The 25,569-nt window shown below is 66.0% G+C and carries 23 protein-coding genes; 8 read left to right on the top strand and 15 right to left on the bottom strand.

Annotation, left to right across the window (positions count from 1 at the left end; translation table 11 throughout):
* Nucleotides 1-2: 2 nt before the first annotated feature.
* The 3 genes from CH278_RS14035 to CH278_RS14025 all read right to left on the bottom strand — a co-directional run bounded on the left by CH278_RS14035 (nucleotide 3) and on the right by CH278_RS14025 (nucleotide 2,454).
* Complete coding sequence (locus CH278_RS14035; protein WP_094622164.1) at nucleotides 3-539, bottom strand: FxsA family protein; 537 nt, start codon at nucleotides 537-539, stop codon at nucleotides 3-5.
* An 81-nt stretch (nucleotides 540-620) separates the two neighbouring features.
* On the bottom strand, nucleotides 621-1,277 hold the full coding sequence (locus tag CH278_RS14030) for a response regulator (protein ID WP_027497113.1): 657 nt from the start codon (nucleotides 1,275-1,277) through the stop codon (nucleotides 621-623).
* A gap of 16 nt (nucleotides 1,278-1,293) precedes the next feature.
* Nucleotides 1,294-2,454 carry a sensor histidine kinase gene (locus CH278_RS14025; RefSeq protein ID WP_032370549.1) on the bottom strand — a complete coding sequence of 387 codons (1,161 nt, stop codon included), beginning with the start codon at nucleotides 2,452-2,454 and terminating at the stop codon, nucleotides 1,294-1,296.
* 17 nt (nucleotides 2,455-2,471) lie between these two features.
* Here CH278_RS14025 and CH278_RS14020 point away from each other — a divergent pair, with 17 nt between their 5' ends.
* The 3 genes from CH278_RS14020 to CH278_RS14010 are packed head-to-tail and all read left to right on the top strand — an operon-like array spanning nucleotide 2,472 to nucleotide 6,134.
* Entirely contained in the window at nucleotides 2,472-3,239 is a 768-nt protein-coding gene (locus CH278_RS14020) for a TSUP family transporter (RefSeq protein ID WP_032370548.1), read from the top strand.
* A gap of 10 nt (nucleotides 3,240-3,249) precedes the next feature.
* A complete protein-coding gene (locus CH278_RS14015; protein ID WP_032382028.1) occupies nucleotides 3,250-4,776 on the top strand; it encodes a TldD/PmbA family protein in 1,527 nt (508 codons plus the stop codon).
* The gene (locus CH278_RS14010) at nucleotides 4,773-6,134 is read left to right on the top strand and encodes a metallopeptidase TldD-related protein (protein WP_027497109.1); all 1,362 of its coding nucleotides are present in this window, start codon (nucleotides 4,773-4,775) and stop codon (nucleotides 6,132-6,134) included. Before CH278_RS14015 ends, CH278_RS14010 begins: the two co-directional genes overlap by 4 nt.
* 39 nt (nucleotides 6,135-6,173) lie before the next feature.
* Here CH278_RS14010 and CH278_RS14005 read toward each other — a convergent pair whose 3' ends face one another.
* The 3 genes from CH278_RS14005 to cobN form a co-directional block, all read right to left on the bottom strand.
* Nucleotides 6,174-6,599 (bottom strand): VOC family protein, encoded by a 426-nt coding sequence (locus CH278_RS14005; RefSeq protein WP_027497108.1) that lies wholly within the window; start codon nucleotides 6,597-6,599, stop codon nucleotides 6,174-6,176.
* Nucleotides 6,600-6,687: 88 nt separating this feature from the next.
* On the bottom strand, nucleotides 6,688-7,068 hold the full coding sequence (locus CH278_RS14000) for a PPOX class F420-dependent oxidoreductase (protein WP_032365816.1): 381 nt from the start codon (nucleotides 7,066-7,068) through the stop codon (nucleotides 6,688-6,690).
* Nucleotides 7,069-7,086: 18 nt separating this feature from the next.
* Complete coding sequence (cobN, locus tag CH278_RS13995; protein WP_094622163.1) at nucleotides 7,087-10,692, bottom strand: cobaltochelatase subunit CobN; 3,606 nt, start codon at nucleotides 10,690-10,692, stop codon at nucleotides 7,087-7,089.
* A gap of 281 nt (nucleotides 10,693-10,973) precedes the next feature.
* On the opposite strand from cobN, the gene cobG reads away from it, so the two are divergent.
* Genes cobG through CH278_RS13980 form a run of 3 tightly spaced genes read left to right on the top strand, consistent with a single transcriptional unit; the run spans nucleotide 10,974 to nucleotide 14,275 of the window.
* Nucleotides 10,974-12,104, top strand: a complete 1,131-nt coding sequence (gene cobG, locus CH278_RS13990) for a precorrin-3B synthase (protein WP_032365814.1) — start codon at nucleotides 10,974-10,976, stop codon at nucleotides 12,102-12,104.
* Between the two features lie 54 nt (nucleotides 12,105-12,158).
* A complete protein-coding gene (locus tag CH278_RS13985) occupies nucleotides 12,159-12,785 on the top strand; it encodes a precorrin-8X methylmutase (RefSeq protein WP_027497104.1) in 627 nt (208 codons plus the stop codon).
* Nucleotides 12,782-14,275, top strand: coding sequence for a precorrin-2 C(20)-methyltransferase (locus CH278_RS13980; protein ID WP_094622162.1), 1,494 nt, complete (start codon nucleotides 12,782-12,784; stop codon nucleotides 14,273-14,275). The genes CH278_RS13985 and CH278_RS13980 overlap by 4 nt, the downstream gene beginning before the upstream one ends.
* Here the strand turns inward: CH278_RS13980 and CH278_RS13975 are convergent.
* Genes CH278_RS13975 through CH278_RS13965 form a run of 3 tightly spaced genes read right to left on the bottom strand, consistent with a single transcriptional unit; the run spans nucleotide 14,258 to nucleotide 17,024 of the window.
* Nucleotides 14,258-15,004: a cobalt-precorrin-6A reductase gene (locus tag CH278_RS13975; protein ID WP_094622161.1), complete on the bottom strand. Its 747-nt coding sequence runs from the start codon at nucleotides 15,002-15,004 to the stop codon at nucleotides 14,258-14,260. The genes CH278_RS13980 and CH278_RS13975 overlap by 18 nt on opposite strands.
* Nucleotides 15,001-16,293, bottom strand: coding sequence for a precorrin-6y C5,15-methyltransferase (decarboxylating) subunit CbiE (gene cbiE, locus CH278_RS13970; RefSeq protein ID WP_230591942.1), 1,293 nt, complete (start codon nucleotides 16,291-16,293; stop codon nucleotides 15,001-15,003). Before cbiE ends, CH278_RS13975 begins: the two co-directional genes overlap by 4 nt.
* The gene (locus tag CH278_RS13965) at nucleotides 16,266-17,024 is read right to left on the bottom strand and encodes an SDR family NAD(P)-dependent oxidoreductase (protein ID WP_094622160.1); all 759 of its coding nucleotides are present in this window, start codon (nucleotides 17,022-17,024) and stop codon (nucleotides 16,266-16,268) included. Before CH278_RS13965 ends, cbiE begins: the two co-directional genes overlap by 28 nt.
* 64 nt (nucleotides 17,025-17,088) lie before the next feature.
* On the opposite strand from CH278_RS13965, the gene CH278_RS13960 reads away from it, so the two are divergent.
* The gene (locus tag CH278_RS13960; protein WP_094622225.1) at nucleotides 17,089-17,502 is read left to right on the top strand and encodes a TIGR03618 family F420-dependent PPOX class oxidoreductase; all 414 of its coding nucleotides are present in this window, start codon (nucleotides 17,089-17,091) and stop codon (nucleotides 17,500-17,502) included.
* Here CH278_RS13960 and CH278_RS13955 read toward each other — a convergent pair.
* The gene (locus tag CH278_RS13955; RefSeq protein WP_094622159.1) at nucleotides 17,499-18,086 is read right to left on the bottom strand and encodes a nucleotidyltransferase family protein; all 588 of its coding nucleotides are present in this window, start codon (nucleotides 18,084-18,086) and stop codon (nucleotides 17,499-17,501) included. The two genes, CH278_RS13960 and CH278_RS13955, sit on opposite strands and share 4 nt — an antisense overlap.
* Nucleotides 18,083-19,213, bottom strand: coding sequence for a M24 family metallopeptidase (locus tag CH278_RS13950; protein ID WP_032365810.1), 1,131 nt, complete (start codon nucleotides 19,211-19,213; stop codon nucleotides 18,083-18,085). The genes CH278_RS13955 and CH278_RS13950 overlap by 4 nt, the downstream gene beginning before the upstream one ends.
* Nucleotides 19,214-19,240: 27 nt before the next feature.
* On the opposite strand from CH278_RS13950, the gene CH278_RS13945 reads away from it, so the two are divergent.
* Nucleotides 19,241-20,218, top strand: a complete 978-nt coding sequence (locus tag CH278_RS13945; RefSeq protein ID WP_027497097.1) for a 5'-3' exonuclease — start codon at nucleotides 19,241-19,243, stop codon at nucleotides 20,216-20,218.
* Nucleotides 20,219-20,224: 6 nt separating this feature from the next.
* Here CH278_RS13945 and CH278_RS13940 read toward each other — a convergent pair whose 3' ends face one another.
* From CH278_RS13940 to tatA, 4 genes are all read right to left on the bottom strand, one after another.
* Nucleotides 20,225-21,229, bottom strand: coding sequence for a DUF4333 domain-containing protein (locus CH278_RS13940; protein WP_052053301.1), 1,005 nt, complete (start codon nucleotides 21,227-21,229; stop codon nucleotides 20,225-20,227).
* A 122-nt stretch (nucleotides 21,230-21,351) separates the two neighbouring features.
* Nucleotides 21,352-24,126 (bottom strand): DEAD/DEAH box helicase, encoded by a 2,775-nt coding sequence (locus tag CH278_RS13935; RefSeq protein WP_051365148.1) that lies wholly within the window; start codon nucleotides 24,124-24,126, stop codon nucleotides 21,352-21,354.
* Between the two features lie 27 nt (nucleotides 24,127-24,153).
* Nucleotides 24,154-25,125 carry a twin-arginine translocase subunit TatC gene (gene tatC / locus CH278_RS13930; RefSeq protein ID WP_032370540.1) on the bottom strand — a complete coding sequence of 324 codons (972 nt, stop codon included), beginning with the start codon at nucleotides 25,123-25,125 and terminating at the stop codon, nucleotides 24,154-24,156.
* Nucleotides 25,126-25,234: 109 nt separating this feature from the next.
* Complete coding sequence (tatA, locus tag CH278_RS13925) at nucleotides 25,235-25,501, bottom strand: Sec-independent protein translocase subunit TatA (RefSeq protein WP_027497093.1); 267 nt, start codon at nucleotides 25,499-25,501, stop codon at nucleotides 25,235-25,237.
* Nucleotides 25,502-25,569 lie beyond the last annotated feature (68 nt).

The following is a 25,569-nucleotide window of genomic DNA, read 5'->3' as shown; positions in this document are numbered from 1 at the left end:
CCCTACCGGTGGGGCTTGGGGAAATCCCCGGCAGCGGGATCGACGCGGCCCGGGTCGATCACCTCACCCTCGAGAACGAGCGACGGTCCGGTGGTTCGTGGTCCGCGATTCTCGCCGGCCGTACGGTCGTCGAGTACCTCACCGTCGATGACCGTGGGGCGCATGCGCCGAGTGGACGCCGCGACTCGGGGCAGCCACCGCGCGGCCGCCCACAGCACGGCAGGCCGGAGCAGCCAGCGAGTCGGTGGGATCAACAGCAACAGGCCTACCACCGTGGTCACCAGGCCGGGCACGAACATGGCCACCGACCCTGCAGCGAAGAGTGCGCCGTCGGCCACGGTTCCCTCGGCCGAGCGTTCACCCTGCGATGCGCGTCGCAGGCCGTCCAGTACCCGCCGGCCTTGCGAACGGACCAGCAACGAACCGACCAACGATCCGGCGATGAGCAGCACCACGGTCCACAGCACACCGAGTGCACTGCCCACAGCGACCAGGGCTGTGACCTCGACCACGACGTAGAGCACGAACAGAGCGAGCATGACGGTCCTTTCTTCGCTTGGTCCGTACAACGTCCGGCACAGTCGTTTTTCTCCCGATGCGTCCTGTTTGCCGGGAGATTCTCAGGATCCAGGTCTGACGAGGCCGGATTCGTAGGCGAGTACGACGGCTTGCACTCGGTCACGTACTCCCAGCTTGGTCAGTATTCGGCCGATGTGGGTCTTGATGGTCGCCTCGGACAGGTGCAACACCGTCGCGATCTCGGCATTGGACAGCCCGGTTGCCAGGTGCGCCATGACCTCTCGCTCACGCCCGGTTAGGCCGTCCAGTACCGATGGGTCGACGGCCGGCTCGGTGCGCTCGACGAACCGCGACAACAGCCTCTTCGTGACTTTCGGTGATACGACGGCGTCACCCGCAGCCACGCTCCGAATCGCGGATACCAGATCCTCGGGCGGTGTGTCCTTGAGCAGAAATCCACTGGCTCCTGCCCTGAGCGCACCGAGTACGTGCTCGTCGAGATCGAACGTCGTCATGACCAGAACCCTGGTGTCCGATCCCGATTCGGTGATCGCTCGAGTGGCGGAGACCCCGTCGATCCCGGGCATGCGGACGTCCATCAAGACCACGGCGGGCGCCAGCCGTGCCACGGCTTCGATGGCACCGGAGCCGTCGGACGCTTCACCGATCACTTCGATGTCGTCCTGGGCTTCGAGCACCATGTTCAGGCCCATTCGCATCAGTTCCTGGTCGTCCACGACGACAACGGTGATCGGCACCGACACAACCTAACGCCTACTCGATCGGCAGTCTCGCCCGCACGAGCCATGAGCCCTGGGGTGTTCGACCGACCTGCAACGTGCCCTGCAACACCGCGACTCGCTCCCGCATCCCCACCAGTCCGTGTCCTCCGCCACGGGTCGGTGGCGCCGCACTGCCGGTGCCGTTGTCGGAGATCTCGACGGTGACGGTGTCTGCTTCGCGTGCGACCCGCACGACGGCTCGTGGGGCATGGCCGGCGTGCCGAAGAACGTTCGTCAGCGATTCCTGGACGAGTCGGTGTACGCCGAGACTGATCGCCGGACTGATGTCGTCGAGATTGCCCGTCTGTTCCAACTCGACGTTCAGGCCCGCTCGACTCATCATTTCCACGACGCGGGCGAGACCGGCCGTGCCGTACTCGGGCATGTCGTCCGCGTCGGGGGTCGTTCGCAGCAGTGCGACCGTTCTACGCAGTTCGGCCAGCGCCTGCCGGCCCGTCGCCGAGATGTTGGCCACCGCCTGCTCGGCACGTTCGGGGTTGCGCCGGATGGCATACGACGCCCCGTCGGCCTGGACCACCATCACGCTCACCCCGTGGGCGACGACATCGTGCAGCTCGCGCGCGATGCGTGTTCTTTCCATGAGCACGGCCTCCTCGGCGCGGCGATCCCGGTCGTACTCGGCCACGATCAGTCGGGCCTCCATCGCCTCGTCGTATGCGCGTCGGGCACCGAGGAATTCGGCAGCGACCCACGACAGTGCGTACAGCAGAGCGCTGAACAGCAGCGTCGTGAACAACGGCTGGTGGAAGAGCAACAACGACGACACCGAGTAGGCGGCCACACCGGCGGCGTAGACGGCCCCCTGTGCGCGGCCGACGTAGGCCACCAGGGTGTAGAGCATGATCGGCAACGCCAGTGCGGCCGGATGGCCGTTGGAGGTATCCCCGACCATGGCTCCCCACACGTCGGCGACGAACGTCGACACGAGCGCCACGGCCGCCACGGACCTGGGGAACCGACGCCGCCACGCGACGGGAACGGTCAGGACCACCGAGAAGGCCAGAAACAACGGCCCGTTCAGGCCGTCGGCCGAACTCACGAAAACGAGAATCTCGATGACGAAAAGCCCACCGGCGAGCAGTGCGTCGGCCACGAACGGTTGGCCACGGAGCCACAGGCTGAATCGACGCATGTGATTGAGTTTGCCGTATGACTGTCGCGGACTGGGGATTGTTGATGGCCGCCGCGACGGCAGCAGGATGGGTCGACGCCGTGGTCGGCGGCGGTGGTCTCATTCTGTTGCCTGCGATCTTGCTCGTGGCACCGCAACTGACACAGCAGGCAGCCCTCGCGACCAACAAGGCGACCGCAGTCTTCGGAACAGTCGCCGCCGTCGTCACGTTCGCCCGCAAGGTCTCGCTCGACTGGAAGGTGCTCGTTCCTGCCGGCGCGATCGCGGCGACGACCTCGGCGGCGGGCGCTGCCGCGGTGTCGTTGATCGACCGCGACCTCTTCGTGCCGATCATCATGGTCGTGCTGGTCGGCGTTGCGGTACTGGTGACCTGCCGACCGACCATCGGTCGTACCGCGGCACCGTCGCCCCCGACCCATCGCAAAGTTCTGATCGTGATCGGCCTCGCCGCAGCCGGCATCGGGTTCTACGACGGCATTCTCGGACCCGGCACCGGCACCTTCCTCATCATCGTCTTCGCGACGATGCTGGGCACCGAATTCGTCCGCAGCGCCGCGATGGCAAAGGTGATCAACGTCGGCTCCAATGTCGGTGCGCTGACCTACTTCGCATTCACCGGCAGTGTGTACTGGCAACTCGGTGCTGCGATGGCCGCCTGCAATGTCGTCGGTGCGGTACTCGGTTCGAGGACGGCGGTCGCCAGGGGCGCAGGCTTCGTCAGGATCGTGTTGCTCGTCGTCGTGATCGGCATGGTCCTACGCCTCGGCTGGCAACAATTCGGCTAGCGTCACAGTCGTGACGACACCATCGGACCGGTCGGTCGACGCCGATTTCCTCGCCCTCCCCCTGCGAGAACTTGCCGACGCGGCCCTGAGCGCGGCGCGCACGGCCGGAGCCTCGCATGCGGACTTCCGGGTGCAGCGGCTGACGACCCAGTCGATTTCACTGCGCGACGGCTCGGTGCAATCCGCCGTCGACGCGGGGGAAATCGGGTTGGCGGTGCGCGTGGTCGTCGACGGCACCTGGGGTTTCGCCTCTCACGCCGAGCTGAGTACCGACGCGGCTGCCACCACGGCGCGGCGTGCGGCCGAGGTGGCGACGGCGTTACGCGTGCTCAACCGCGAACGGGTCGAACTCGCGCCCGAACCGGTGTACTCGGACGCGGTCTGGGTCTCGCAGTACGAGATCGACCCGTTCGACGTTCCCACCACCGACAAAGTGGCGCTGCTGGCCGAGTACTCGGCCAGGTTGTCCGCCTCCGACGGCGTCGACCACGTCACGGCGTCGGTGCTGCAGGTCAAGGAACAGTCGTTCTATGCCGATTCGGCGGGCAGCTCGATCACTCAGCAACGGGTACGACTACACCCTCAGTTCGAGGCCACTGCCGTGGACCGAGCGGCCGGTGCGTTCGATTCGATGCGGACATTGGCACCGCCCGTCGGACGCGGCTGGGAATACCTCGGTGAACACAGCACGTGGGACTGGGCGGACGAACTCGCGCGCATCCCGGAGTGGCTGGCCGAGAAGGTCAAGGCCCCGTCGGTGGTGGCAGGTCCGACGGATCTCGTCATCGATCCCACCAACCTGTGGCTCACCATCCACGAATCCATCGGACACGCAACGGAATACGACCGAGCGATCGGGTACGAGGCCGCCTACGCCGGGACGTCCTTCGCCACACCCGATCAGCTCGGAACCTTGCGCTACGGCTCACCCATCATGCACGTCACCGCAGACCGGACCGAGGTGAACGGTCTCGCCAGTATCGGCTACGACGACGACGGCGTGGCCGCGCAGAAGTGGGATCTGGTTCGCGACGGAACACTCGTCGGCTACCAACTCGATCGGGTCTTCGCCCCGAGGCTCGGACTGGAACGGTCCAACGGATGCTCCTACGCCGACTCCGCACATCACGTTCCGATCCAACGCATGGCGAACGTGTCGTTGCAGCCCGATCCCGACACCGACCGGTCGACCGAGGAGGTCATCGCCGCGGTCGAGGACGGTATCTACGTGGTCGGCGACAAATCGTGGTCGATCGATATGCAGCGGTACAACTTCCAGTTCACCGGACAACGCTTCTACCGGATTCGAAACGGTGTGCTCGACGGCCAGGTGCGCGACGTCGCCTATCAAGCGACGACGACGGATTTCTGGGGTTCGATGGAACTGCTCGGAGGTCGCTCCACCTGGAAACTCGGTGGGGCATTCAACTGCGGCAAGGCCCAACCCGGTCAGGTCGCCGCGGTCAGTCACGGTTGCCCGGTCGCACTGTTCCGCGGGGTCAACGTCCTCAACACCCGATCGGAGGCAGGTCGATGATCGAGCCGCAGCAGGTGATCGAACGTGCGTTGGCGTGTGCGAACGTCGACGACACCGTCGTCCTCGTCACCGACTCCAGCGACGCGACGCTTCGGTGGGCGGGCAATTCGATGACCACGAACGGCGTCTCCACTTCGAGGCAGTGGGTGGTGGTGTCCATCGTCCGGAACGGGGACGTGGCGCGGGTGGGTTCGGTGTCGTCCACCAGTGTCGATCCGAGCGAGATCGCGGACGTCGTGCGTGCCAGTGAAGCAGCGGCCCGCGCCGCCGAGCCTGCGGACGACGCGATGCCGCTGCTGACCCCCGATTCCGAGCCGGACGGCTGGGATCGACACGCGCAGGCCACGTCGATCGACGTGTTCGGTTCGCTGGCAACGGAACTGAACGTCGGATTCGACGGCCGAGACACGTTGTACGGATTCGCCGAGCATCGCGTCGACAACGTGTGGCTCGGAACCTCGACCGGAGTGCGACGCACGTTCACACAGCCGACCGGGTCGATCGAGATCAACGGAAAGCGGTCCGGGGCGAGTGCCTGGGTGGGAAAAGGTACAGCCGATTTCCGCGACGTGTCGGCGGCATCGATGCTCGGAGAATTGTCCACCAGGCTGGGCTGGGCGCAGAACACCGTGGAGCGTCCCGCCGGTCGGTACGACACGGTGTTGCCGCCCTCCGCCGTGGCCGATCTGATGATCTACCTGATGTGGACCATGGAGGGGCGCGGGGCCCAGGAGGGGCGCACCGCACTCTCGCGGGCCGGTGGCACCCGAGTCGGCGAGAAGCTCACCGAGCTGCCGCTGACGCTGCACTCCGACCCGCGCGAGCCCGGTCTCGGGTACGCGCCGTTCGTCGCGGCGGGCTCCTCCAGTGATGCGGTGTCGGTGTTCGACAACGGTCTCGGCATCGACCGGGTCGATTGGATCCGGGACGGCGCGATCGCAGCACTGGCCTATACACGCGCCGGAGCCCGGAAGTTCGAGGTACCCGTTGCCGTCCCCGGGGAGAATCTGATCCTCACCGGCGGCAGCGACACCGGGATCGACGCGATGGTCGCGTCGACCGAGCGCGGGCTGTTACTGACGACACTGTGGTACATCCGAGAGGTCGATCCGACCTCGTTGCTGCTCACGGGTCTCACCCGCGACGGTGTCTACGCCATCGAGGACGGCCGGATCATCGGAGCCGTCAACAACTTCCGGTTCAACGAGAGTCCTCTGGATCTGTTGCGACGTGTCACCGAGGCCGGACGGACCGAGGCGACACTGCCGCGCGAGTGGAAGGACTGGTTCACTCGCACGGCAATGCCGCCGCTGCGCATTCCGGACTTTCACATGTCCTCGGTCAGCGCCGCGCAATAGGGTCTGCGGGGTCGTTCCCGCAGGCCCTGCGTCCGACCGTTACTTGTCGGGTCCGGACAACTCGAGAGCGATGTTGTCGGGGTCGCGGAACTCCACGATGGACAGTCCGGGCCCTGCGTCCTTGATGCCCTCGTGCGCGATGCCGAGCTCATCGAGCGTCTTGACTGCATCCTCGAGCGCGGCACGGGTATCGACGGTGAAGCTGAGGTGGTCCAGCCCACAACGATCTTCGGCGAAGGTGTCGTCGCTCGGCGCGACCGGGCGCAGACCGAGCAAACCCCCGCCGAACTTGTAGATCACGCCGCCGAAGAGGAACCACAGGGCTTTCTTGGTCTCCTCGTCCGCGTCGGGATCCCAGGCGTAGGCCACCTCGAAGCCGAACACCGAGTCGTAGAACGATCGGGATCGGTCGATGTCACTGACGGTGAGTCGGACATGGTTGTAATCGGTCACTGCAATAGGCACGTGGTGCTCCGTTCCGGCAGCAGGGGAAGCCGCCTCATGAAGCATTCGGAACTGCGCATACCAACGATGGTGTCGTCGTGCAGACCGGTTACGCGGGAGTGATCGCGAGCCCGACCGAGCCGCTCTTGCCCCTTCGAAGAACGCTGCCCTTCACGGTGAGCCAGCCCAGGATGCCGTACCTCGACACTATCGCCGCGCGCGCTTTCTCGGTGCCGGCTGCATCGAGGATCTCGGCTGTCGCGTCGACCGCGTCGCCCTGGGGTTTGCCGCGCATGTCGCACGGTGCGAGCAGAACCTTCGAGTTACGGCGAATGCGCTTGACCTTCCACGAATCCGACACCGTCCACACGAGCAGACGATCACCGTCGAGCGCACCCCAGAGCGGGGTCGGTACGGCGGTGCCGTCCTTCTTGAACGTCGTCAGCAGTACGTACTTGCCCTTGGCAATGTCCTCGAAGGTGGCAGTCATACCGAGAAGGGTACGTCGCTACTCCCCCTCGAGCTCACCTTCGGTTTCCAGGTACACCTGGCGCAAGCCGTCGAGAACCTGCTTGTCCGGCTCGGCCCACATCTTGCGCTCCGCGGCCTCGAGCAGTCGTTCGGCAATACCGTGCAGTGCCCAGGGATTGGACTGTTGCATGAACTTCTGGTTCTGCTCGTCGAGCACATAGGTCTCGGCCAACTTCTCGTACATCCAGTCCTGCACCACATCGGTGGTGGCGTCGTAACCGAACAGGTAGTCCACGGTCGCCGCCATCTCGAACGCACCCTTGTAGCCGTGCCTGCGCATGGCTTCGAGCCACCGAGGGTTGACGACCCGAGCGCGGAAGACGCGGGCGGTTTCTTCCGAGAGTGTGCGCGTGCGAACCGATTCCGGCCGCGTGCTGTCACCGATGTATGCCTCGGGCGACTTTCCGGTCAGCGCGCGCACCGTCGCGACCATGCCGCCGTGGTACTGGAAGTAGTCGTCGGAATCGGCGATGTCGTGCTCACGTGTATCGGTGTTCTTGGCGGCCACGGCAATACGCTTGTACGCAGTGCGCATGTCGTCCGACGCGGGTACTCCGTCGAGTCCGCGGCCGTAGGCGAAGCCGCCCCAGGTGGTGTACACCTGAGCAAGGTCGTCGTCGCTGCGCCACGTCTTGCTGTCGATCAGCTGAAGCAACCCGGCACCGTACGTTCCTGGCTTCGACCCGAAAATGCGTGTCGTAGAACGTCGTTCGTCACCGTGTTCGGCCAGATCGGCCTGCGCGTGTGCACGTACGTAGTTCTGCTCGGGCTCCTCGTCCAACGCAGCCACCATCCGAACCGCGTCGTCGAGAAGGGCGAGCACGTGCGGAAACGCGTCACGGAAAAATCCACTGATCCGAACCGTCACATCGATGCGGGGGCGGCCGAGCTCGTCGAGGTCGATCACCTCGAGGCGCGTCACCCGGCGCGAGGCCTCGTCCCACACCGGGGAGACTCCGAGCAGAGCGAACACCTCGGCGATGTCGTCGCCCGAGGTCCGCATGGCCGAGGTGCCCCACACCGAGAGACCGACCGACTTCGGCCACTCTCCGTGATCCTGGCGGTAGCGAGCGAGCAGGGATTCTGCCATCGCCTGACCGGTCTCCCACGCCAATTTCGACGGCACTGCCTTCGGGTCGACCGAGTAGAAATTGCGGCCGGTAGGAAGCACGTTGATCAGGCCGCGCAGCGGTGAACCGCTCGGACCCGCCGCGATGAACCCGCCGTCGAGAGCGTGCAACACCTGCTCGATCTCGCGGGAAGTTCCGCGTAGACGCGGTACCACCTCGGCGGCGGCGAACCTCAGAATCTCTGCGACCACGTCACCGTGTTCGCCCGCAACCCGCTCGGCCTCGGCCGGATTCCACTGCGTCGCTTGCATTGCCGCGACCAGTCCGTGCGCGACGGCCTCGATGCTGTCCACGCGCGTGCGTTCCTCGTCGCCGTCCTCGCTGAGCCCGAGAGCTTCGCGTAGACCGGGCACCGTCTGCTCGCCGCCCCACATCTGCCGAGCGCGCAGCATCGCCAGCACCAACTCGACCTCGGCATCGCCGACGGGCTCCTGGCCCAGGATGTGCAGCCCGTCGCGGATCTGCACGTCCTTGATCTCGCACAGCCATCCGTCGACGTGCAGCAGCATGTCGTCGAACACTTCCTCGTCGGGACGCTCGTCGAGTCCGAGGTCCTTGTGCATCTGTGCCGCGGTCATCAGCGTCCAGATCTGCTGGCGAATGGCCGGCAGCTTGGCCGGATCGAGAGCCGAAATGTTCGCGTGTTCGTCCAGCAGCTGTTCGAGCCGAGAGATGTCTCCGTAGCTCTCCGCTCGCGCCATCGGCGGGATGAGGTGATCGACGAGCGTGGCGTGGGCTCGCCGCTTGGCCTGTGTGCCCTCCCCCGGATCGTTGACCAGGAAGGGGTAGATCAGCGGCAAGTCGCCCAGTGCAGCGTCGGTGCCGCAGGAGGCGGACATGCCGAGGGTCTTGCCGGGGAGCCATTCCAGGTTTCCGTGCTTACCGAGATGAACCATCGCGTCGGCCCCGAAGCCGCCGTCCTCGCGGGCTGCGGAGATCCACCGGTAGGCGGCCAAATAGTGATGACTCGGCGGCAGATCCGGGTCGTGATAGATCGCAACGGGCTTCTCACCGAATCCGCGCGGCGGCTGAACCATGATGACCACATTGCCGAATTGCATTGCTGCGATGACGATCTCACCGTCGGGATCAGCGGAACGATCGACGTAGAGATCACCCGGTGCCGGTCCCCAATGTTCGATCACACCCTCGCGAAGGTCGTCGGGAAGCTGCTCGAACCAGGTTCGGTACCGGGCCGCCGAAATGCGAATGGGATTGCCCTCGAGCTGGGCGTCGGTGAGCCAGTTGGGGTCCTGACCGCCACGGGCGATCAAGGCGTGGATCAGTGCGTCGCCGTCTCGGGCCGCCAGACCGGGCACCGAATCCGGGCCCTCGAGCGGTCCGAGGTCGTAGCCGGCCTCACGCATGTCCGACATCAACGCGATCGCGCTGGCGGGAGTGTCGAGGCCGACGGCATTGCCGATGCGGGCATGTTTGGTGGGATACGCCGAGAACATCAGGGCGATTCGGCGGTCGGCGGCCGGGATGTGTCGGAGCCGCGCATGGCGGACGGCGATGCCGGCAACGCGTGCTGCTCGCTCGTGGTCCGGAACGTAGGTGGTCAGGCCGTCGTCGTCGATCTCCTTGAACGAGAACGGAACCGTGATGAGGCGGCCGTCGAATTCCGGGACAGCGACCTGCGTGGCCACGTCGAGGGGCGAGAGTCCGTCGTCGTTCTCGGACCACGTCGCGCGGGAACTCGTCAGGCACAGACCCTGCAGGATCGGAACGTCGAGGGCGGCGAGCTCGGCGACATCCCAGGCTTCGTCGTCGCCGCCTGCCGAAGCGCCGGCGGGTTTGGTGCCGCCCGCAGCCAGCACGGTCACGATCAAGGCATCCGCCGACTTCAGCGTCTCCAGCAGGTCGGCTTCCGCCGTACGCAGTGACGCACAGTAGATGGGCAGTGCGTTCGCCCCGGCGTTCTCGACTGCGGCGGCGAGGGCATCGATGTAGGTGGTATTTCCGGCGAGATGCTGAGCGCGGTAGTACAGAATCGCCACCGTCGGGCCGTCGGAGTGCTGGTCGGAGTTCCGCTCGAGGTGGCCCCACGTCGGCAGGTGTCGAGGGGCATCGAAACCGTGACCGGTGAGGAGCACCGTGTCGGACAGAAAGTTGTACAGCTGCCGCAAATTGCCCGAGCCGCCCTCGGCCAGATAGTTGTGCGCTTGTGCGGCGACGTTGGCGGGCACCGTGGAGATTTCCATCAGATCCGCATCCGGGGCCTGTTCGCCGCCCAGCACGACCACGGGCAAACCGGTGGCCAGGACGGCCTCGATTCCCGACTCCCACGAGCGACGCGATCCGAGAATGCGGACGATGATCAGCTCGGCCGATTCGGCCATCGACGGGATGTCTTCCGCCAGCAGGCGGGACGGGTTGCCCCACGTGAAATCGGCCCCACTGGCGCGGGCACTGAGCAGATCGGTGTCCGATGTGGACAGCAACAGAAACACGGGTAACGCCCTCCTCGGGGTTTCGCGCCCCTGGATCGGTGAATCGTCCTAGCTCGTCGGTGAGAGGGTCCGACTTCCGCCCCGTCCCGAAGGCACGATCCTCGAGAACAGGTCCCGAGAACCATTCCCGACGAGCTGTTCTCGACGAACTACAGGGCGGTCACGGTGGCGCGACCGTACCGGGATTTCACCGGTTTCCTCTCGGCCGGAGCCGTGAACATCGAATGCTACCGGTGCCGGGACGAGATCGGGCCACCCGTCGCACTTGTAGCCTGGTGAACATGAGTTCGCCCAGTAGGTCCGTGCCCGACGGCTGCCCCGGAGCTCTGTCGACGCACCGCGCGGCGGACGGTCCGTTGGCCAGAATCCGGCTCCCGGGCGGCCTCGTGCTGCCGGAGCAGATGCAGGTCCTGGCCGAGGCCGCGGCCGAGCTCGGCGACGGCTCGCTCGAACTCACGTCGAGGGGCAACATTCAGGTTCGTGCGGTCTCGGACCCGGACGAGCTCGCGAACAGGTTGGCCGCCGCCGGGTTGCTGCCGTCTCCGACGCACGAGCGCGTGCGCAACATTCTCGCCTCGCCGCTGTCGGGCCGGGTCGGCGGACTCAACGACGTCCGCAGTCTCGTCGGCGAGCTCGACGCTGCCGTGTGCGCTCGCCCCGAGCTCGCCGGACTGCCCGGCCGGACATTGTTCGCCCTGGACGACGGCCGTGGGGATCTGTGCGGACTCGAACCCGACTTCGGGGTGTACGCCCAGGCCGACGGGTCGTTCGCAGTGCTGTTGGCAGGACGCGACAGCGGTGTACGCGTCGACCGCGAGCACGTGGTCTCGACTCTGCTCGACTGCGCGGATGCCTTCGTCCGGTTGCGCCACAAGGAATGGCGACTGGCGGAACTGGACGGCGGTGCCGCGCGCATCGTCGACGTGCTCGGGTTGCAGGCCGGACCGGTACTGGCCATGCCTGCGCCGGTCGAGGTGCCACCGATCGGCTGGCTCGATCAGGACGATGGCCACGTTGCGCTCGGCGCAGGTCTGGCCAACGGCGTCCTCGGCGCGCGGTTGGCCGAATTCCTCGCTGCCGTCGATCGTCCGCTGATCGTGACGCCGTGGCGATCGCTGATCGTGGGTGATCTGGACGAGGAACCGGCCGAACAGGTCGTTCGAGTTCTCGCACCCATGGGCCTGATCTTCGACGCCGCGTCACCGTGGATCCGAGTCAGTGCCTGCACCGGATCGCCCGGTTGCGAGAAGTCCCTCGCCGACGTCCGAGCCGACCTCGCGGCCGCGGTCGATGCGCGGATGACGCCACGGGACGAGCGGCAGCATTGGTCCGGTTGCGAGCGTCGATGCGGCCGACCCAAAGGCGAGGTGACCGACGTCATTGCGACGGGAATCGGCTACCAGGTGTCCTGAGCACCTGGAGACCGGCTTCCGGCTGAGGGGTCCCTCTCCCCTATCGTGACACGCATGCACGACTACATCCGTGACGGCGCGGAGATCTACCGCCAGTCTTTCGCAACCATCCGCGCCGAAGCGGATCTGTCTCGGTTCACCCCGGACGTCGCCCAGGTCGTCGTGCGCATGATTCACGCTGTCGGTGAGATCGACCTGACCGAGACGATCGGCTTCACGCCCGACGTGGTGGAGTCCGCCCGAACTGCCCTGCGCGCAGGGGCACCCGTGTTGTGCGACGCCAACATGGTTGCCGCCGGTATCACTCGTCGCCGTCTGCCGGCCGACAACGAGGTGCTGTGCACCCTGTCCGATCCTCGGGTGCCGGATTTGGCTCGGAGTATGGGCACCACGAGAACCGCTGCCGCGCTGGAGTTGTGGGGTGACAAGCTGGGCGGTGCCGTCGTCGCGATCGGAAACGCGCCGACCGCCCTGTTCCACCTCATGGAAATGCTCGCGGCCGGAGCTCCGAAGCCCGCAGCCATCGTCGGCGGCCCGGTCGGATTCATCGGCGCTGCGGAGTCGAAGGAAGACCTGATAGCCGCCGACCTCGGCGTGGAATATCTGGTCGTCCGGGGCAGACGCGGTGGCAGCCCCATCACCGTCGCCGCGGTCAATGCCATTGCGAGCGAACAAGAATGAGCTCCAGCGGAAAGTTGTGGGGAGTGGGCGTCGGCCCGGGCGACCCGGAGTTGTTGACCGTCAAGGCCGCTCGCGTGATCGGCGAGGCCGATGTCGTCGCGTTCCACAGTGCTCGGCACGGTCGCAGCATCTCGCGTGCCCTCGCGGCCGGTTACATGCGCGACGGGCAGATCGAGGAACACCTGGTGTATCCGGTGACCACCGAGGCGACGGCTCATCCCGGTGGGTATCAGGGTGCCATCGACGAGTTCTACGAGTCCGCTGCCGCACGGCTCGCCGCTCATCTCGACGCCGGCCGATCGGTTGTGCTTCTGGCCGAGGGCGATCCACTGTTCTACAGCTCGTACATGCACATGCACAAACGCCTGGCACACCGGTTCGAGGTCGAGGTGGTTCCCGGCGTGACCTCGGTGAGTGCTGCATCGGCCGCGCTGGCGACTCCACTGGTGGAGCGCGACGAGGTGTTCACCGTCCTCCCCGGCACCTTGCCGGTGAACGAACTCACTCGCCGACTCCGCGGCACCGACGCCGCGGTCATCATGAAACTCGGTCGAACCTATCCGACCGTGCTCGATGCACTGGAACGATCCGGCAGGCTCGACGAAGCGCGGTACGTCGAGCGGGCCAGTACAGCCGAGCAACGCGTCCTCGATGCCGCCGACGCGGACAACGTGCCGTACTTCTCGATGATCGTCGTGCCGAGTCCGTCGAATCGAACCGAACTTCCCACCAGTACGGGCGAAGTGGTCGTGGTCGGTCTCGGTCCGGGCGACGACGTGTGGACGACGGACGAAGTGCGAGCCGAACTCGCAGCAGCGACCGATCTGGTCGGATACATCACCTACATCGATCGAGTTCCTCAGCGACCCGGCCAGATTCGGCATGCGAGCGACAACAAGGTCGAATCCGAGCGCGCGGCATTCGCCCTCGACCTCGCCAAACAGGGTCGCCGCGTCGCTGTGGTGTCCTCGGGTGATCCGGGCGTGTTCGCGATGGCGACAGCGGTCATCGAGGTTGCAGCAGAACAGCAGTGGAATTCGGTACCGGTACGGGTGGTCCCGGGAATGACGGCAGCCAATGCTGTTGCCAGCCGCGTCGGCGCGCCGCTCGGACACGACTACGCCGTCATCTCCCTTTCCGATCGACTCAAGCCCTGGGACGTGGTGGCCCGACGGCTCTCGGCAGTGGCCGAAGCCGACATGGCGATCGCGATCTACAACCCGGCGTCCAAGACTCGCACCTGGCAGGTCGCGGCCATGAAAGATGTTCTGCTCGAACATCGTTCACCGGCGACGCCGGTGGTGATCGGGCGCGCGGTAGGCAGTGCGCAGGAATCGGTGCGCACCGTGACCCTCGGGGAACTCGATCCCGAGTCGATCGACATGCGGTGCCTGCTCATCATCGGCTCCTCGATGACGACGGTGGTGGAGACCGGAAGCGGTCCCAAAGTGTTCACGTCGCGGCGCTACCCGTCAGTGAGTGACGCGTAGGCGTTCGATCAACCACCGAGCGGCGGCATCGACCTCGTCGACCGTCGATGCCGAGATGTCGACGGTGGGTCGCGAGATCATCAGAACGGGAATCGAGGCCGATCGCGCCGCGTCGAGCTTGGCGCGGGTCATCGTGCCGCCGCTGTTCTTGGTAACCAGCAGGTCTATTCGGTTGTCGGCGAGCATTGCCGACTCGTGCGCGAGGTCGAACGGCCCGCGGCCGAGCTCGAGGGTGGCGTGAGGGGGAACGGCACCGGTCGGTGGATCTATCGAACGAATCAGGAACCACGCATCGGCGACTCCGGCGAAATGGTGAACGCCTTGCCTGCCGATGGTGAGGAACACCCGACTACCCGGTTCTATCGATGCGGCCGCCTCGGGTAGGGATGCCACGGTGGTCCACTGGTCGTCCGGCGACGCGATCCACGGTGGCCGGGTCAGCACGAGATGAGCGACACCGGTTGTCCGAGCAGCGTAGTCGGCATGCGCGGTGATGGTGGCGGCAAACGGATGCGTCGCGTCGACCAGTGCATCGACGGCGTTGTCTCGAATCCACTGTGCCAATGCGTCGGCACCGCCGAAACCGCCGATCCTGGTATGGCCCGACACCGGCGCCGGCTCGGCGACGCGCCCGGCCAGCGAGGTGATCAACTCGATCCCGGGCACGCCCGCCACGGCGGCGGCGAGTTGCCTGGATTCGGACGTGCCGCCCAGGAGTAGGACCTTCACTGCTCGTCCGCATCCGCCCCGTCGGGCGCACCCCAGGGTTTCGTCACGCACCACTGGGTGACCGGCAGTTGTGGTCGCCAGGTGGTGAAGGACCCCAACGGCTCACCCCGGTAGATCTGGAACCGGCGCAGCCTACCGCCGTATCGTGCAGCTGCCGAGAGCAGCAGTGAATCCGATTCTGCGGTCACCGAATTGGCGACCAATCGGCCACCGGGACGCACGGCCGCCCAGCACCGCTCGATCATGCCCGGCTCGGTCGCCCCGCCGCCGACGAACACCGCGTCCGGAACGCCTGCACTGCCGGGGACCTCTTCGAAAGCCCCGGGCGCAGTGCCGAGCACGGCCAGCCCGGGCACCCCGAGCCGTTGTGCGTTGGTCGTGATCTGGTGTCGACGATCCCCGGACGACTCGAATGTCACTGCGCGACACGATGGATCGGTGCGCATCCATTCGATGGCGATCGTCCCCGAGCCTCCGCCGACGTCCCACAGGACCTCGCCGGCTCCGGGCGCCAACGCGCACAGCGTCAGTGCGCGCACTTCCTGCTTGGTCATCTGACCGTCGCCGGTGTACTGCGAATCGGGCAGGCCCGGAACGCGAGTGAGTCTGGTGGCGCCGCGATCTCGAACGCATTCGAGCGCGACAACGTTGAGCGGGTCGGCGTCGGCGAACGTCGAGTCCGTCGCCGTCCCCCGGGTGACGCGTTCGGCCGGGCCGCCGAGTTGTTCGAGCACGCTCACCGTACTGGCACCGAAACCGTTGTCACGCAAGAGCGCACACACGTCACTCGGTGTCGAGCTGCCTCGGCTCAGTACGAGAAGTCGACGACCGTGGCCGAGTTCCGGGAGGACGGTCTCGACCGGGCTGTTCACCAGCGACACCGTCGTGGTGTGCGCGAGCGACCAGCCCAGACGCGCACAGGCAAGCGAAACCGACGACGGTGCGGGATACACCCTCAGACGTTCGGCACCGAATTCGCGAGCCAGGCTCACACCGATACCGTGAAACATCGGGTCGCCACTGGCCAACACACACACGGTCCGGCCGTCACAGGAGTCGATCATCGGCCGCAGGCTCGGCAGCAACGGACTGGGCCACGCACGAGCGTCAGCGCACCTGTCCCCCACGCCGGCAAGCTGCCTCGCCGACCCGAAGACGACATCTGCCTGCTCGACCACGACACGTGCGACAGCAGACAGTCCGTCCCAACCGTCCGCGCCGATTCCCACCACTGCGATGGGATGAGGGTTGGGCTCCGCCATCAGCGCGGCATCCTGCGCCACAGCCATTGCGGAAGCAGTCGCATCGCGAAGAACACCGGCCGAAGAGTGCCGGGGATCCACACCGTCGACTTCCGGCTGCGCAGCGCAGCCACCACCGCGGCGGCCACCTGATCGGGTGTGCTGGACATCGGCGCCGGGTCCATGCCCTCGGTCATCGAACCGATGACGAACCCCGGGCGCGCGAGCAACAAATGAACGCCGCTGCCGTGCAGGGAATCGCTCAGTCCGCTGGCGAAGCCGTCCAGACCCGCTTTGGCCGAGCCGTAGACGTAGTTGGCCCGCCTCACCCGGACACCCGCGACGGACGAAAAGACCACCAGATCGCCGCTCTTCTGCGCCCGCAGTACCTTCGCGGCGTGGGTGAGGACGGAAACCTGGGCCAGGAAGTCGGTCGTGATCACCTCCAGCGCATGCCCGGCGTCGTCCTCGGCGCGCGTCTGATCCCCCAGAATCCCGAACGCCAACACCACGATTCCGATGGGTCCGTGCCGTTCCACGACGGAGCGCAGGAGTTCCTCGTGGGTGTCCATGGCGTTCGCGTCGAACTCGACCGCATCGACGGTCGTCGCGCCTGCCTGCAGCACACGTGACCGTTGCGTCGCCAGGTCGGAACTGCGTCGAGCGGCCAGTACGACGGTTCGTCCCGGTGCCAGCCGAGTGGCGACCTCGAGACCGATCTCGCTTCGGCCGCCGAGCAACAACAACGTTCCCGAGGCGGGTTCAGATCGTCTGCTCACGCCGAACAGTCTCTCCGATCGAGCCCCGCTCGTGGCAGTCGGGGCACGTCACTACAGTCGAGTCATGGCCGCTACCCCCGCTGACGCGACTGCCCTCACCGACGAGGCGATCGAATTCCTCACCGAACGGCACCTCGCCACGCTGACGACGTTGCGTCCGGACGGCACGCCCCATGTCGTCGCCGTCGGGTTCACCTACGACGCGGACGCCCACGTCGCCCGTGTCATCACCAACAACGTGTCGCAGAAGGCGATCAACGCCGGCCGCGGTGCCTACGCCGCCGTCACCCAGATCGACGGTGCCCGCTGGCTGACGTTGGAGGGTCCGGCCACCGTTCGTAACGACCACGAGTCGGTCGCCGATGCGGAGAACCGCTATGCCCGACGCTATCGAGTGCCGCGGGAGAATCCGACCCGCGTCGTCGTCGAGATAGCGGTGCGGCGGGTACTGGGCAGCCGCTCGCTGCTGCGACGCTAGTCGTCCGTCGGCCAGGGTAGAACGGTCAGGTTCGGCCATTCGGTGGTCCACCGCGCGGCCTTCGCCTCGTAGACGTGCCGCATCGGTAATCGCGGATTCGGCCGGACGATCCCGGCGAACAGGTCTTCGAAGCCGTGTGGGGCATAGACGCGGTCCATACCGTGGGAGTCCACGGTGATCCCGAAACAGCACGTGGTCGACACGAAGTGGTCGATGGCATCCTCGGAGCTTCGGTACGGAGCCAACGTCGCTCCGAAATGCTGCTCGTACCACAGGTGTACACGCGCTTGATTACGCACTTCGACGTCGACCCCGAGGCCGGCGAACACGTCGGCCGCGGTCTCGATCACGTCGTTCTCGGCGGCGTACGACAGATCCGTGTCGTCGAAGTAGAAGAAGTCGTAGTCGCGAATTCCGGCCCCGAGATCTCGGTCGGCGAGGTGATTCCACACGGTTTGGAACAGACCGCCCGCCGTCAGGTACCAATTCGAAAGCCTGAGCTGCGGCGCACGCCGAAGTACCTCGGCCACAATCGGATTCGTCCTGACGACGGAGACGAACTCGGCTCGGCGGCCGTCGGTCACACCGGCAGCACGGCGAGACCGTGGGGGCGGAGGTTGACCGATTCGCACCCGTCCGCCGTCACGACGACGATGTCCTCGATCCTGGCACCCCACTGCCCACGGAAATAGATGCCCGGTTCGATGCTGAACGCCATTCCCTCGGTGAGAGTGATGTCGTTACCCGCCACGATGTACGGCTCCTCGTGCACCGACAGGCCGATACCGTGTCCGGTGCGGTGCAGGAACGCCTCTCCCAGACCGGCTTCGACCAACACCTCGCGTGCGGCTGCGTCGATGGACTCCGCGCTGGCTCCCGGCGACACAGCGTCGACTGCGGCCTGCTGAGCTCGCTCCAGTACCGCGTACCGGGTAGCGACCTCGGCCGAAGGCTCGCCGAGACTGTAGGTGCGAGTGGAGTCCGAGTTGTATCCCGGCGCAACGGGTCCACCGATGTCGACGACGACCACGTCGCCGGCCTCGACGACACGATCGGAGACCTCGTGGTGCGGATCGGCACCGTGCGGACCGGAGCCGACAATGATGAATTCCGGTGCGGTATGGCCTTCCTCGACGATCGCCGTCGCGATGTCTGCCGCGATCTGGGCTTCGGTTCGGCCCACTCGGAGCCACTCGCCCATCCGGGCGTGAACCCGGTCGATGGCATGACCGGCTCGACGCAGAGCATCGATCTCGGCGTCGTCCTTGATCATCCGCAGCTGGCGCAGAACGTCTGTCGCCAGCACCGGCACGGTCCCGAAAATCGTTGCCAGCGGCACGAAGTGCAGGGCGGGCATCGCGTCGGCGACAGCGGTCTTGCTACCGGCCGGCACGGTCGCAGCCACGAGCGCGTACGGATCGACGCCGTCCACCCAATCGACGAGCGTCAGTGACAGGTCCTCGGCGGCGGAGTCACCCAGCGCGGCGAGTTCGAGCCGCGGCACGACGATGCTGGGAGTGCTGCCGTCGGCCGGCACCACCAACGCGATGAGACGCTCGAACGAGCTGGCCGTGGACCCGATCAGATACTGCAGATCCGGGCCCGGAGTGATCAGCAGGGCGTCCAAGCCTGCGTCCGACGTCAGGCGGGCCGCGCGCGCGAGCCTGGAGGCGTAGACATCGCTGGGAAAACGAGAAGAATCGACACTCATACCTCCAGGCTAGTGCCGTACGGCAAGATGAGCCCCATGACCACCCCCGGAAAGTCGCCGTTGCTGCTCCTCGACGGCGCGAGCCTGTGGTTCAGGGCCTACTACGCTCTGCCCGAGTCGATTACGGCGCCCGACGGCCGTCCCGTCAATGCCGTGCGAGGTTTCCTCGACATGATCTCGGCCCTGATCACGCGAACCGAACCGAGCCGATTGGCTGTGTGCCTCGACCTCGACTGGCGTCCACAGTTCCGAGTGGACCTCGTTCCCTCGTACAAGGCGCACCGGGTTGCCGACGCCGCGCCGGATGTGGCCGAGAGCGAAGAGGTTCCCGAGACCCTGACGCCACAGGTGGACATGATCATGGACGTCCTGGCGGCGTTGGGAATTGCCACCGCGGGGGCCGACGGCCTCGAGGCCGACGACGTGCTCGGAACCTTGGCTGCACAGGAACGACGCGATCCCGTCGTCGTGGTCAGCGGCGACCGAGATCTGTTGCAGGTGGCGGCGGACGAACCGAACGAGGTACGGGTGCTGTACGTGGGTCGTGGCTTGGCCAAGGCAGAACTCTTCGGCCCGGTCGAGGTGGCCGAGCGGTACGGCGTCCCGCTGCACCGCGCGGGAGCGGCCTACGCGGAGTTGGCGCTTCTGCGCGGCGATGCGTCGGACGGGCTACCGGGTGTCAAGGGTGTCGGTGAGAAGACGGCCTCCACACTCATGCTGCAGTACGAGTCCGTCGCGGCCCTGCGTGCAGCGGCACTCGATCCGGAGTCGGACATGGCCAAGGGAATTCGGGCGAAGCTGGCCAACGCCAGCGACTACCTCGATGCGGCACTGCCGGTGGTGCGGGTCGTCACCGATGCCGACGTCGTCCTGTCGAGGTCGGACGAGATTCCGGCTGAACCGGCAGATCTCGAGGCACTCGACAAGCTCGCGGAGACCCTGGGAATCAGAAACGCCGTGGACCGCCTCGTCTCGGCGATGGCGGCCACGGCGTCGCAGAATTGACCGGGGCTATTTCGGGAGTGAGACCTCGTAGTCGGCGTCGTCGTTGAGGAACGTCAACGTCACCTTCTTGAACGCCCCGTCGACCGTCAGCGTGCAATCGACGCTGGTGCCGGCCTTGACTTCGATGTTCTGCGGGCACGACACCCCCGAGACGTTCGTGGCACCGTAGGACTCGGTCAACACCGTGCGAATACCGTCCTGAGCGGCCGTCGTATCGAGGGTGGTCGTGCGCCCGAACGCGAAGTACAGCACTGCCGCGACCACGGCCACGACGGCGATGACGGAGCCCGCGATGATCAGCGGCTTCTTGGACTGCGCGCCACTGCGACCGGGACCTGGCTGCTGGCCCGGGTACTGCCCGGGGTACTGGCCCGGATACTGCTGTCCGGGATAGTGCTGACCGGGATACTGCTGATTCGGATTCTGCCCGCCCGCGAAGGGAGGCTGCTGACCGTACTGGCCGGCACCGTACTGCCCACTGCCACCGAATTGTTGTGGTGCGTAGGGGTTTTGGTAGGCGGCGTCACCGGCAGGCTGCTGTCCGGTCCCCGGATACGGTGCCCCGTACGGCTGTCCCGCCGGGTATTGCGCGGTCGGGTTCTGTGCGGTGGGGTTCTGTGCGGTGGGATTCTGCGGGTTGTAGCCCTGCGGGTACTGCCCCTGCGGACCCTGAACCTGAGGATTCTGACCCTGCTGCGGGTAGGGCCCGGCCGGATACGCGCCCTGGGGGTATTGCCCCTGGGGATACCCACCCTGTGGGTAGTGCCCCTGGGGAGTTTGCCCCTGCGGAGACTGGCCGTATGCGCCTCCGGAAGGTTCGCCGTACTGCGTGGTCGGGGTGCCGGTGGGCGGCGCGTACTGTCCCCACGCCGACGGACTCGGAGTCTGCGATTCGGACGTCGCCGCAGCTTCGCCGGTGGATGCTTCCTGCCCGTCCTTTGCGGCACCGTCCTGGTCCGGCGTTCGTGACCAACTGTTGTCGGGGTCGGTCGGACCGTATGGGCCGCTCATCTCGCCTCCACTGAAATCTCGAATCCGTCGGGGGTACAGTATCCCGCTTGTCGCTGCGTCCGCTGTACCGACCCGGCAGTCCGGTTTCGGCCCGTCACGCAGCGCCAATCACGCAGCATCGGTCACGCGGCATCGACGGCCACCACTCCTTGTCGCAGCGCGGCGACGGCACGGGCGGCGGTTCGCGACAGCTCGGGTTCGGGAGCGGCGAGCCGGACCTGGTCGAGCAGGTCGATGACCTGCCGACACCAACGGACGAAGTCGCCACCGGACAGCGCCTTGCCGTTGTCGCCTGCCGCGACCAGTGCGTCGACGAGCGAATGGTCGGAAGCCCACTTGTAGATCGCTTTGACGAAGCCCATGTCCGGCTCTCTGGTCGGTGGCAGTTTGTGCCGAACCTCGTCGGCCCGCAGCTCGTGCCACACCCGCACGGTCTCGGTCAACGCGTGCCTGATGGGTCCGGTCGGGCCGTGTGGGGTGATGTCTCCCTCGGAGCGGGACTCGTAGACCACGGCCGAGACCACTGCGGCCAACTCTGCGGCCGACAATCCCTGCCACAGTCCGCCTCGCAGGCATTCCGCGACCAGAAGATCGGATTCGGAATAGATCCGGCTCAATCGAGCACCGTCGTCGGTCACCTTGGGATCCTTGCCCGGGGTCACGTAGCCGCGGTCCGCCAGCAAGGCCAGAATGCGGTCGAACGTTCGGGCCAACGAGTTCGTCGTGGCCGACACCTTCTGCCGCATCGACTCGGTTTCCCGGGCCAGCCGGTTGTAGCGTTCGCCGGTTCGAGAGAGTTCCTCACGATCCGGCCGGCTGTGCACCGGATGTGAGCGGATGGCCCGACGCAGGGTTGCCAACTCCTTGTCGTCGGCAGCGGTCGACTTTCGTCCCACTCGATCCGAGGGCTGGGATATGCCGCGGGTGACCAACGCCGCCGCCAGATCCCGACGGGTCTTGGCGGTGCGGTGATCGACGAACCGTGGCAATCGCATGGAGCCGAGAGGTGTTGCCGGCGTAGGGAAATCGGCAGCGGACAGACGGCCTGCCCATTTGTCCTCGGTCAGCACGAGCGGCCGCGGATCGCCGCGATCGTCGTCCGGTTCGAGTACCACTGCCAGTCCGCTGCGCCGTCCGGACGGCACCGAGATCACGTCGCCGCGGCGCAACGCACGCAACGAGTCGACGGCTTTGTCCCGCCGATCGGACCTGTTCTGACGCTCGAGGGTCTTCTCTCGATCCTTCAGACGCTCGCGCAGTCGCGCGTACTCGAAGTACTCCCCGTCGGGGCCACCGAGCGTTGCGCCGAGCGCCTCCAACGTCTTCATGTTCTTCTCGATACCGCGGACCATGCCGACGACGGATCGGTCGGCCTGGAACTGAGCGAAGGACCGCTCGAGCAACTGCCGTGAATCCGCTGCCCCGAACTGTTCGATCAGATTGATCGACATGTTGTAGGCGGGCGCGAAAGAGCTCCGGAGGGGAAACGTTCGCGTCGACGCGAGTCCGGCCACCTCGGTCGGTTCGGTACCGGGCTGCCACAGCACAACCGCGTGACCCTCGACGTCGATGCCGCGTCGCCCGGCCCGGCCGGTCAGCTGGGTGTACTCCCCCGGTGTCAGCTCCGCGTGCGTCTCACCGTTGAACTTGACCAGTTTTTCGAGCACCACGGTTCGGGCAGGCATATTGATTCCGAGGGCCAGAGTTTCGGTGGCGAACACCGCTCTGACCAATCCCTTGACGAACAGCTCCTCGACGGTGTGGCGGAAGACCGGCAGCATTCCGGCGTGGTGCGCGGCGAACCCGCGTTCGAGCGCATCTCGCCATTCCCAGAAGCCGAGCACTTCCAGATCCTCGCGCGGAAGTTCGGAGGTGTGCTTCTCGACGATGTACCTGATCTCCTCGGCCTGCTCAGGCGTCGTCAGAACCAGCCGCGAACGCATGCACTGAGTCAGGGCCCCGTCGCAGCCTGCACGACTGAAGATGAACGTGATGGCCGGGAGCAGACCTTCCTCGTCCAGCTTGGCGATCACGTCGGGACGAGCCAGCGGACGGTTGGCACCTCCGCCTCCCTGGTGGCCGCCGCGTCCGCCGCCCCCGCTTCGACCTCCGCGTCCTCGACTGTGCGGTGCGTGCCACCGATCCATGGAGTCCAGCGACTGACGCTGCTTGACGTGACGCACCAGGTCTCGGTCCACGACGACCTTCTGGTGGCCGTCCGGTGACTGTGCTCGGGTGTCGAAGAGATCGAACAACCGACGGCCCACCATGATGTGCTGCGAGAGCGGAACGGGACGGTTCTCGTCCACGACGACCGAGGTGTCGCCGCGAACGGTACTCATCCACGCGCCGAACTCCTCGGCGTTGCTGACCGTTGCGGACAGGCTCACCAGACGCACGTCGTCGGACAGGTGCAGGATCACTTCTTCCCACACCGCACCTCGGAACCGATCCGCCAGGTAGTGCACCTCGTCCATCACCACGTGCGAGAGCCCGCGCAGTGCGTCGGAGGATGCGTAGAGCATGTTGCGCAGCACCTCGGTCGTCATGATGACGATGGGTGCATCCGGATTGATGGACGAATCACCGGTCAACAGACCGACCGTCTCGCGTCCGTATCGCGCGGTCAACTCGGCGAACTTCTGGTTGCTGAGCGCCTTGATGGGGGTGGTGTAGAAGCATTTGCGACCGGCGGCGAGGGCCAGGTGCACCGCGAACTCGCCGATCACCGTCTTGCCCGCGCCGGTCGGGGCGCAGACCAACACCCCGTGACCGTTCTCCAACGCAGTGCACGCATCCACCTGGAAGCGGTCCAACGGAAAACTCAACTCCGCGGAAAATCGTTGCAGTTCAGTGGGTTCTGGCCTGGACCGGGTGTCGACAACAGCCTCGCTCATGGTCGCGCCCCGTCGCTGGGACTCACATCAGATCGTGTCGTCGTACTGGGCCTGTGTTCGGGTCGCAGTGCCGATACCGCCCGCCGGCGGTGTCGGTGCGACAGCGTGTGGGGCCTGGATAGAACTTGCGCCTTCGATGCGTGTTGCTTCGTCATCTGACACATCACCCCATTCGTCTCTTCTCTTGCGCAACTTACGCTTGTCGTGAATCCGCGCAATCTGCACTGCCATCTCGAAGAGCACCGTCAGAGCCAACGCCAAGGCCAGCATCGAGAAGGGATCCTGTCCGGGCGTCGCGATCGCCGCGAACACGAACAGTCCGAAGATCAACCCGCGACGCCACGCCTTCAGGCGTTCGTAGGTGAGAACACCGACGAAGTTCAGCCCGACGACCAGCAGCGGTATTTCGAAGCTGACACCGAAGATGATCAGAAGATTGATCAGAAAACCGAAGTACTGATCGCCGCTCAGTGCCGTGATCTGGACGTTGTCACCGATCGACAGCAGAAAGTGCAAGCCCTTGGCGACGACGAAGTACGCCAGAATCGCTCCGGTCACGAACAGCGCAGCGGCACCGGTGACGAAGGAGACTGCGTAACGGCGTTCGTTGGCGTACAGGCCGGGAGTGATGAACGCCCAGATCTGGTACAGCCAGATGGGGCAGGCGAGCACGACGCCTGCGGTGAACGCCACCTTGAACCGCAGCAGGAACTGGTCGAACGGGCCGGTGGCGAGCAGGCGGCACTGATCGTCGTTGCTCAAATCCGCACGCAGGCTCGGGTCCAGGGTGCAGTACGGGCCTCGAAGCAGATCGCCGAGGCTTTCGACGCCGAAGATCGTGTGTGAGTACCAGAAGAATCCGAATGCAGTGGTCACCGCGATGGCCAGCAGCGACCAGAGCAGCCGGGTTCGCAGCTCGTACAGGTGATCGACCAACGACATCGTGCCGTCGGGATTGACTCGACGCTTACTGCGCCGTGGATCGAACGGAATGCGCATGGTGTTCTACGGTCAGCCTTCTTCGGTCGGCAGGCGGCACGAGGCCGTCACCGACAGCAGTGAACCTTCGGTGCCGACGCGGCACCGAAGGTGTGCTGAGCGGCGTCGCTCAGGCAGACTTCGCGTCGTGCTGGGGTGTGGTCTCGGTCTGCGCCACGGGTGCCGGCGATGGCAGCTGAGCGGGTGCGGCCGGCTGCTGTGCAGTCGCGGTATCGGTGTCGGATTTGCCGTCGTTCTGCATCTCCTTGACCTCGCTCTTGAAGATACGCAACGAGCGTCCGAGTCCACGCGCAGCCTCGGGCAGCTTCTTGGAACCGAACAGAATGATGACGACCACCGCAACGATGGCCCAGTGCCAGGGACTGGTGAATCCCATGTGAACCTCCTGAGATCAGATGAATCGAGCGTACCCGACGGCGGGCGATGCGCTCGGCAACGGAGCGC

The sequence above is a fragment of the Rhodococcus sp. 05-2254-5 genome (genome assembly GCF_002258575.1).
GTDB classification, from domain to species: domain Bacteria; phylum Actinomycetota; class Actinomycetes; order Mycobacteriales; family Mycobacteriaceae; genus Rhodococcoides; species Rhodococcoides fascians.
This window is presented reverse-complemented; position numbering and strand designations above follow the sequence as displayed.

What these genes read in the sequence shown, in the direction of transcription:
- CH278_RS14035 (WP_094622164.1), bottom strand. Translation starts at nt 539, where the DNA reads ATGCTCGCTCTGTTCGTGCTCTACGTCGTGGTCGAGGTCACAGCCCTG.
- CH278_RS14025 (WP_032370549.1), bottom strand. Translation starts at nt 2,454, where the DNA reads ATGCGTCGATTCAGCCTGTGGCTCCGTGGCCAACCGTTCGTGGCCGAC.
- CH278_RS14020 (WP_032370548.1), top strand. Translation starts at nt 2,472, where the DNA reads ATGACTGTCGCGGACTGGGGATTGTTGATGGCCGCCGCGACGGCAGCA.
- CH278_RS14010 (WP_027497109.1), top strand. Translation starts at nt 4,773, where the DNA reads ATGATCGAGCCGCAGCAGGTGATCGAACGTGCGTTGGCGTGTGCGAAC.
- CH278_RS14000 (WP_032365816.1), bottom strand. Translation starts at nt 7,068, where the DNA reads ATGACTGCCACCTTCGAGGACATTGCCAAGGGCAAGTACGTACTGCTG.
- cobG (WP_032365814.1), top strand. Translation starts at nt 10,974, where the DNA reads ATGAGTTCGCCCAGTAGGTCCGTGCCCGACGGCTGCCCCGGAGCTCTG.
- CH278_RS13985 (WP_027497104.1), top strand. Translation starts at nt 12,159, where the DNA reads ATGCACGACTACATCCGTGACGGCGCGGAGATCTACCGCCAGTCTTTC.
- CH278_RS13980 (WP_094622162.1), top strand. Translation starts at nt 12,782, where the DNA reads ATGAGCTCCAGCGGAAAGTTGTGGGGAGTGGGCGTCGGCCCGGGCGAC.
- cbiE (WP_230591942.1), bottom strand. Translation starts at nt 16,293, where the DNA reads ATGGCTGTGGCGCAGGATGCCGCGCTGATGGCGGAGCCCAACCCTCAT.
- CH278_RS13960 (WP_094622225.1), top strand. Translation starts at nt 17,089, where the DNA reads ATGGCCGCTACCCCCGCTGACGCGACTGCCCTCACCGACGAGGCGATC.
- CH278_RS13950 (WP_032365810.1), bottom strand. Translation starts at nt 19,213, where the DNA reads ATGAGTGTCGATTCTTCTCGTTTTCCCAGCGATGTCTACGCCTCCAGG.
- CH278_RS13945 (WP_027497097.1), top strand. Translation starts at nt 19,241, where the DNA reads ATGAGCCCCATGACCACCCCCGGAAAGTCGCCGTTGCTGCTCCTCGAC.
- CH278_RS13940 (WP_052053301.1), bottom strand. Translation starts at nt 21,229, where the DNA reads ATGAGCGGCCCATACGGTCCGACCGACCCCGACAACAGTTGGTCACGA.
- CH278_RS13935 (WP_051365148.1), bottom strand. Translation starts at nt 24,126, where the DNA reads ATGAGCGAGGCTGTTGTCGACACCCGGTCCAGGCCAGAACCCACTGAA.
- tatC (WP_032370540.1), bottom strand. Translation starts at nt 25,125, where the DNA reads ATGCGCATTCCGTTCGATCCACGGCGCAGTAAGCGTCGAGTCAATCCC.
- tatA (WP_027497093.1), bottom strand. Translation starts at nt 25,501, where the DNA reads ATGGGATTCACCAGTCCCTGGCACTGGGCCATCGTTGCGGTGGTCGTC.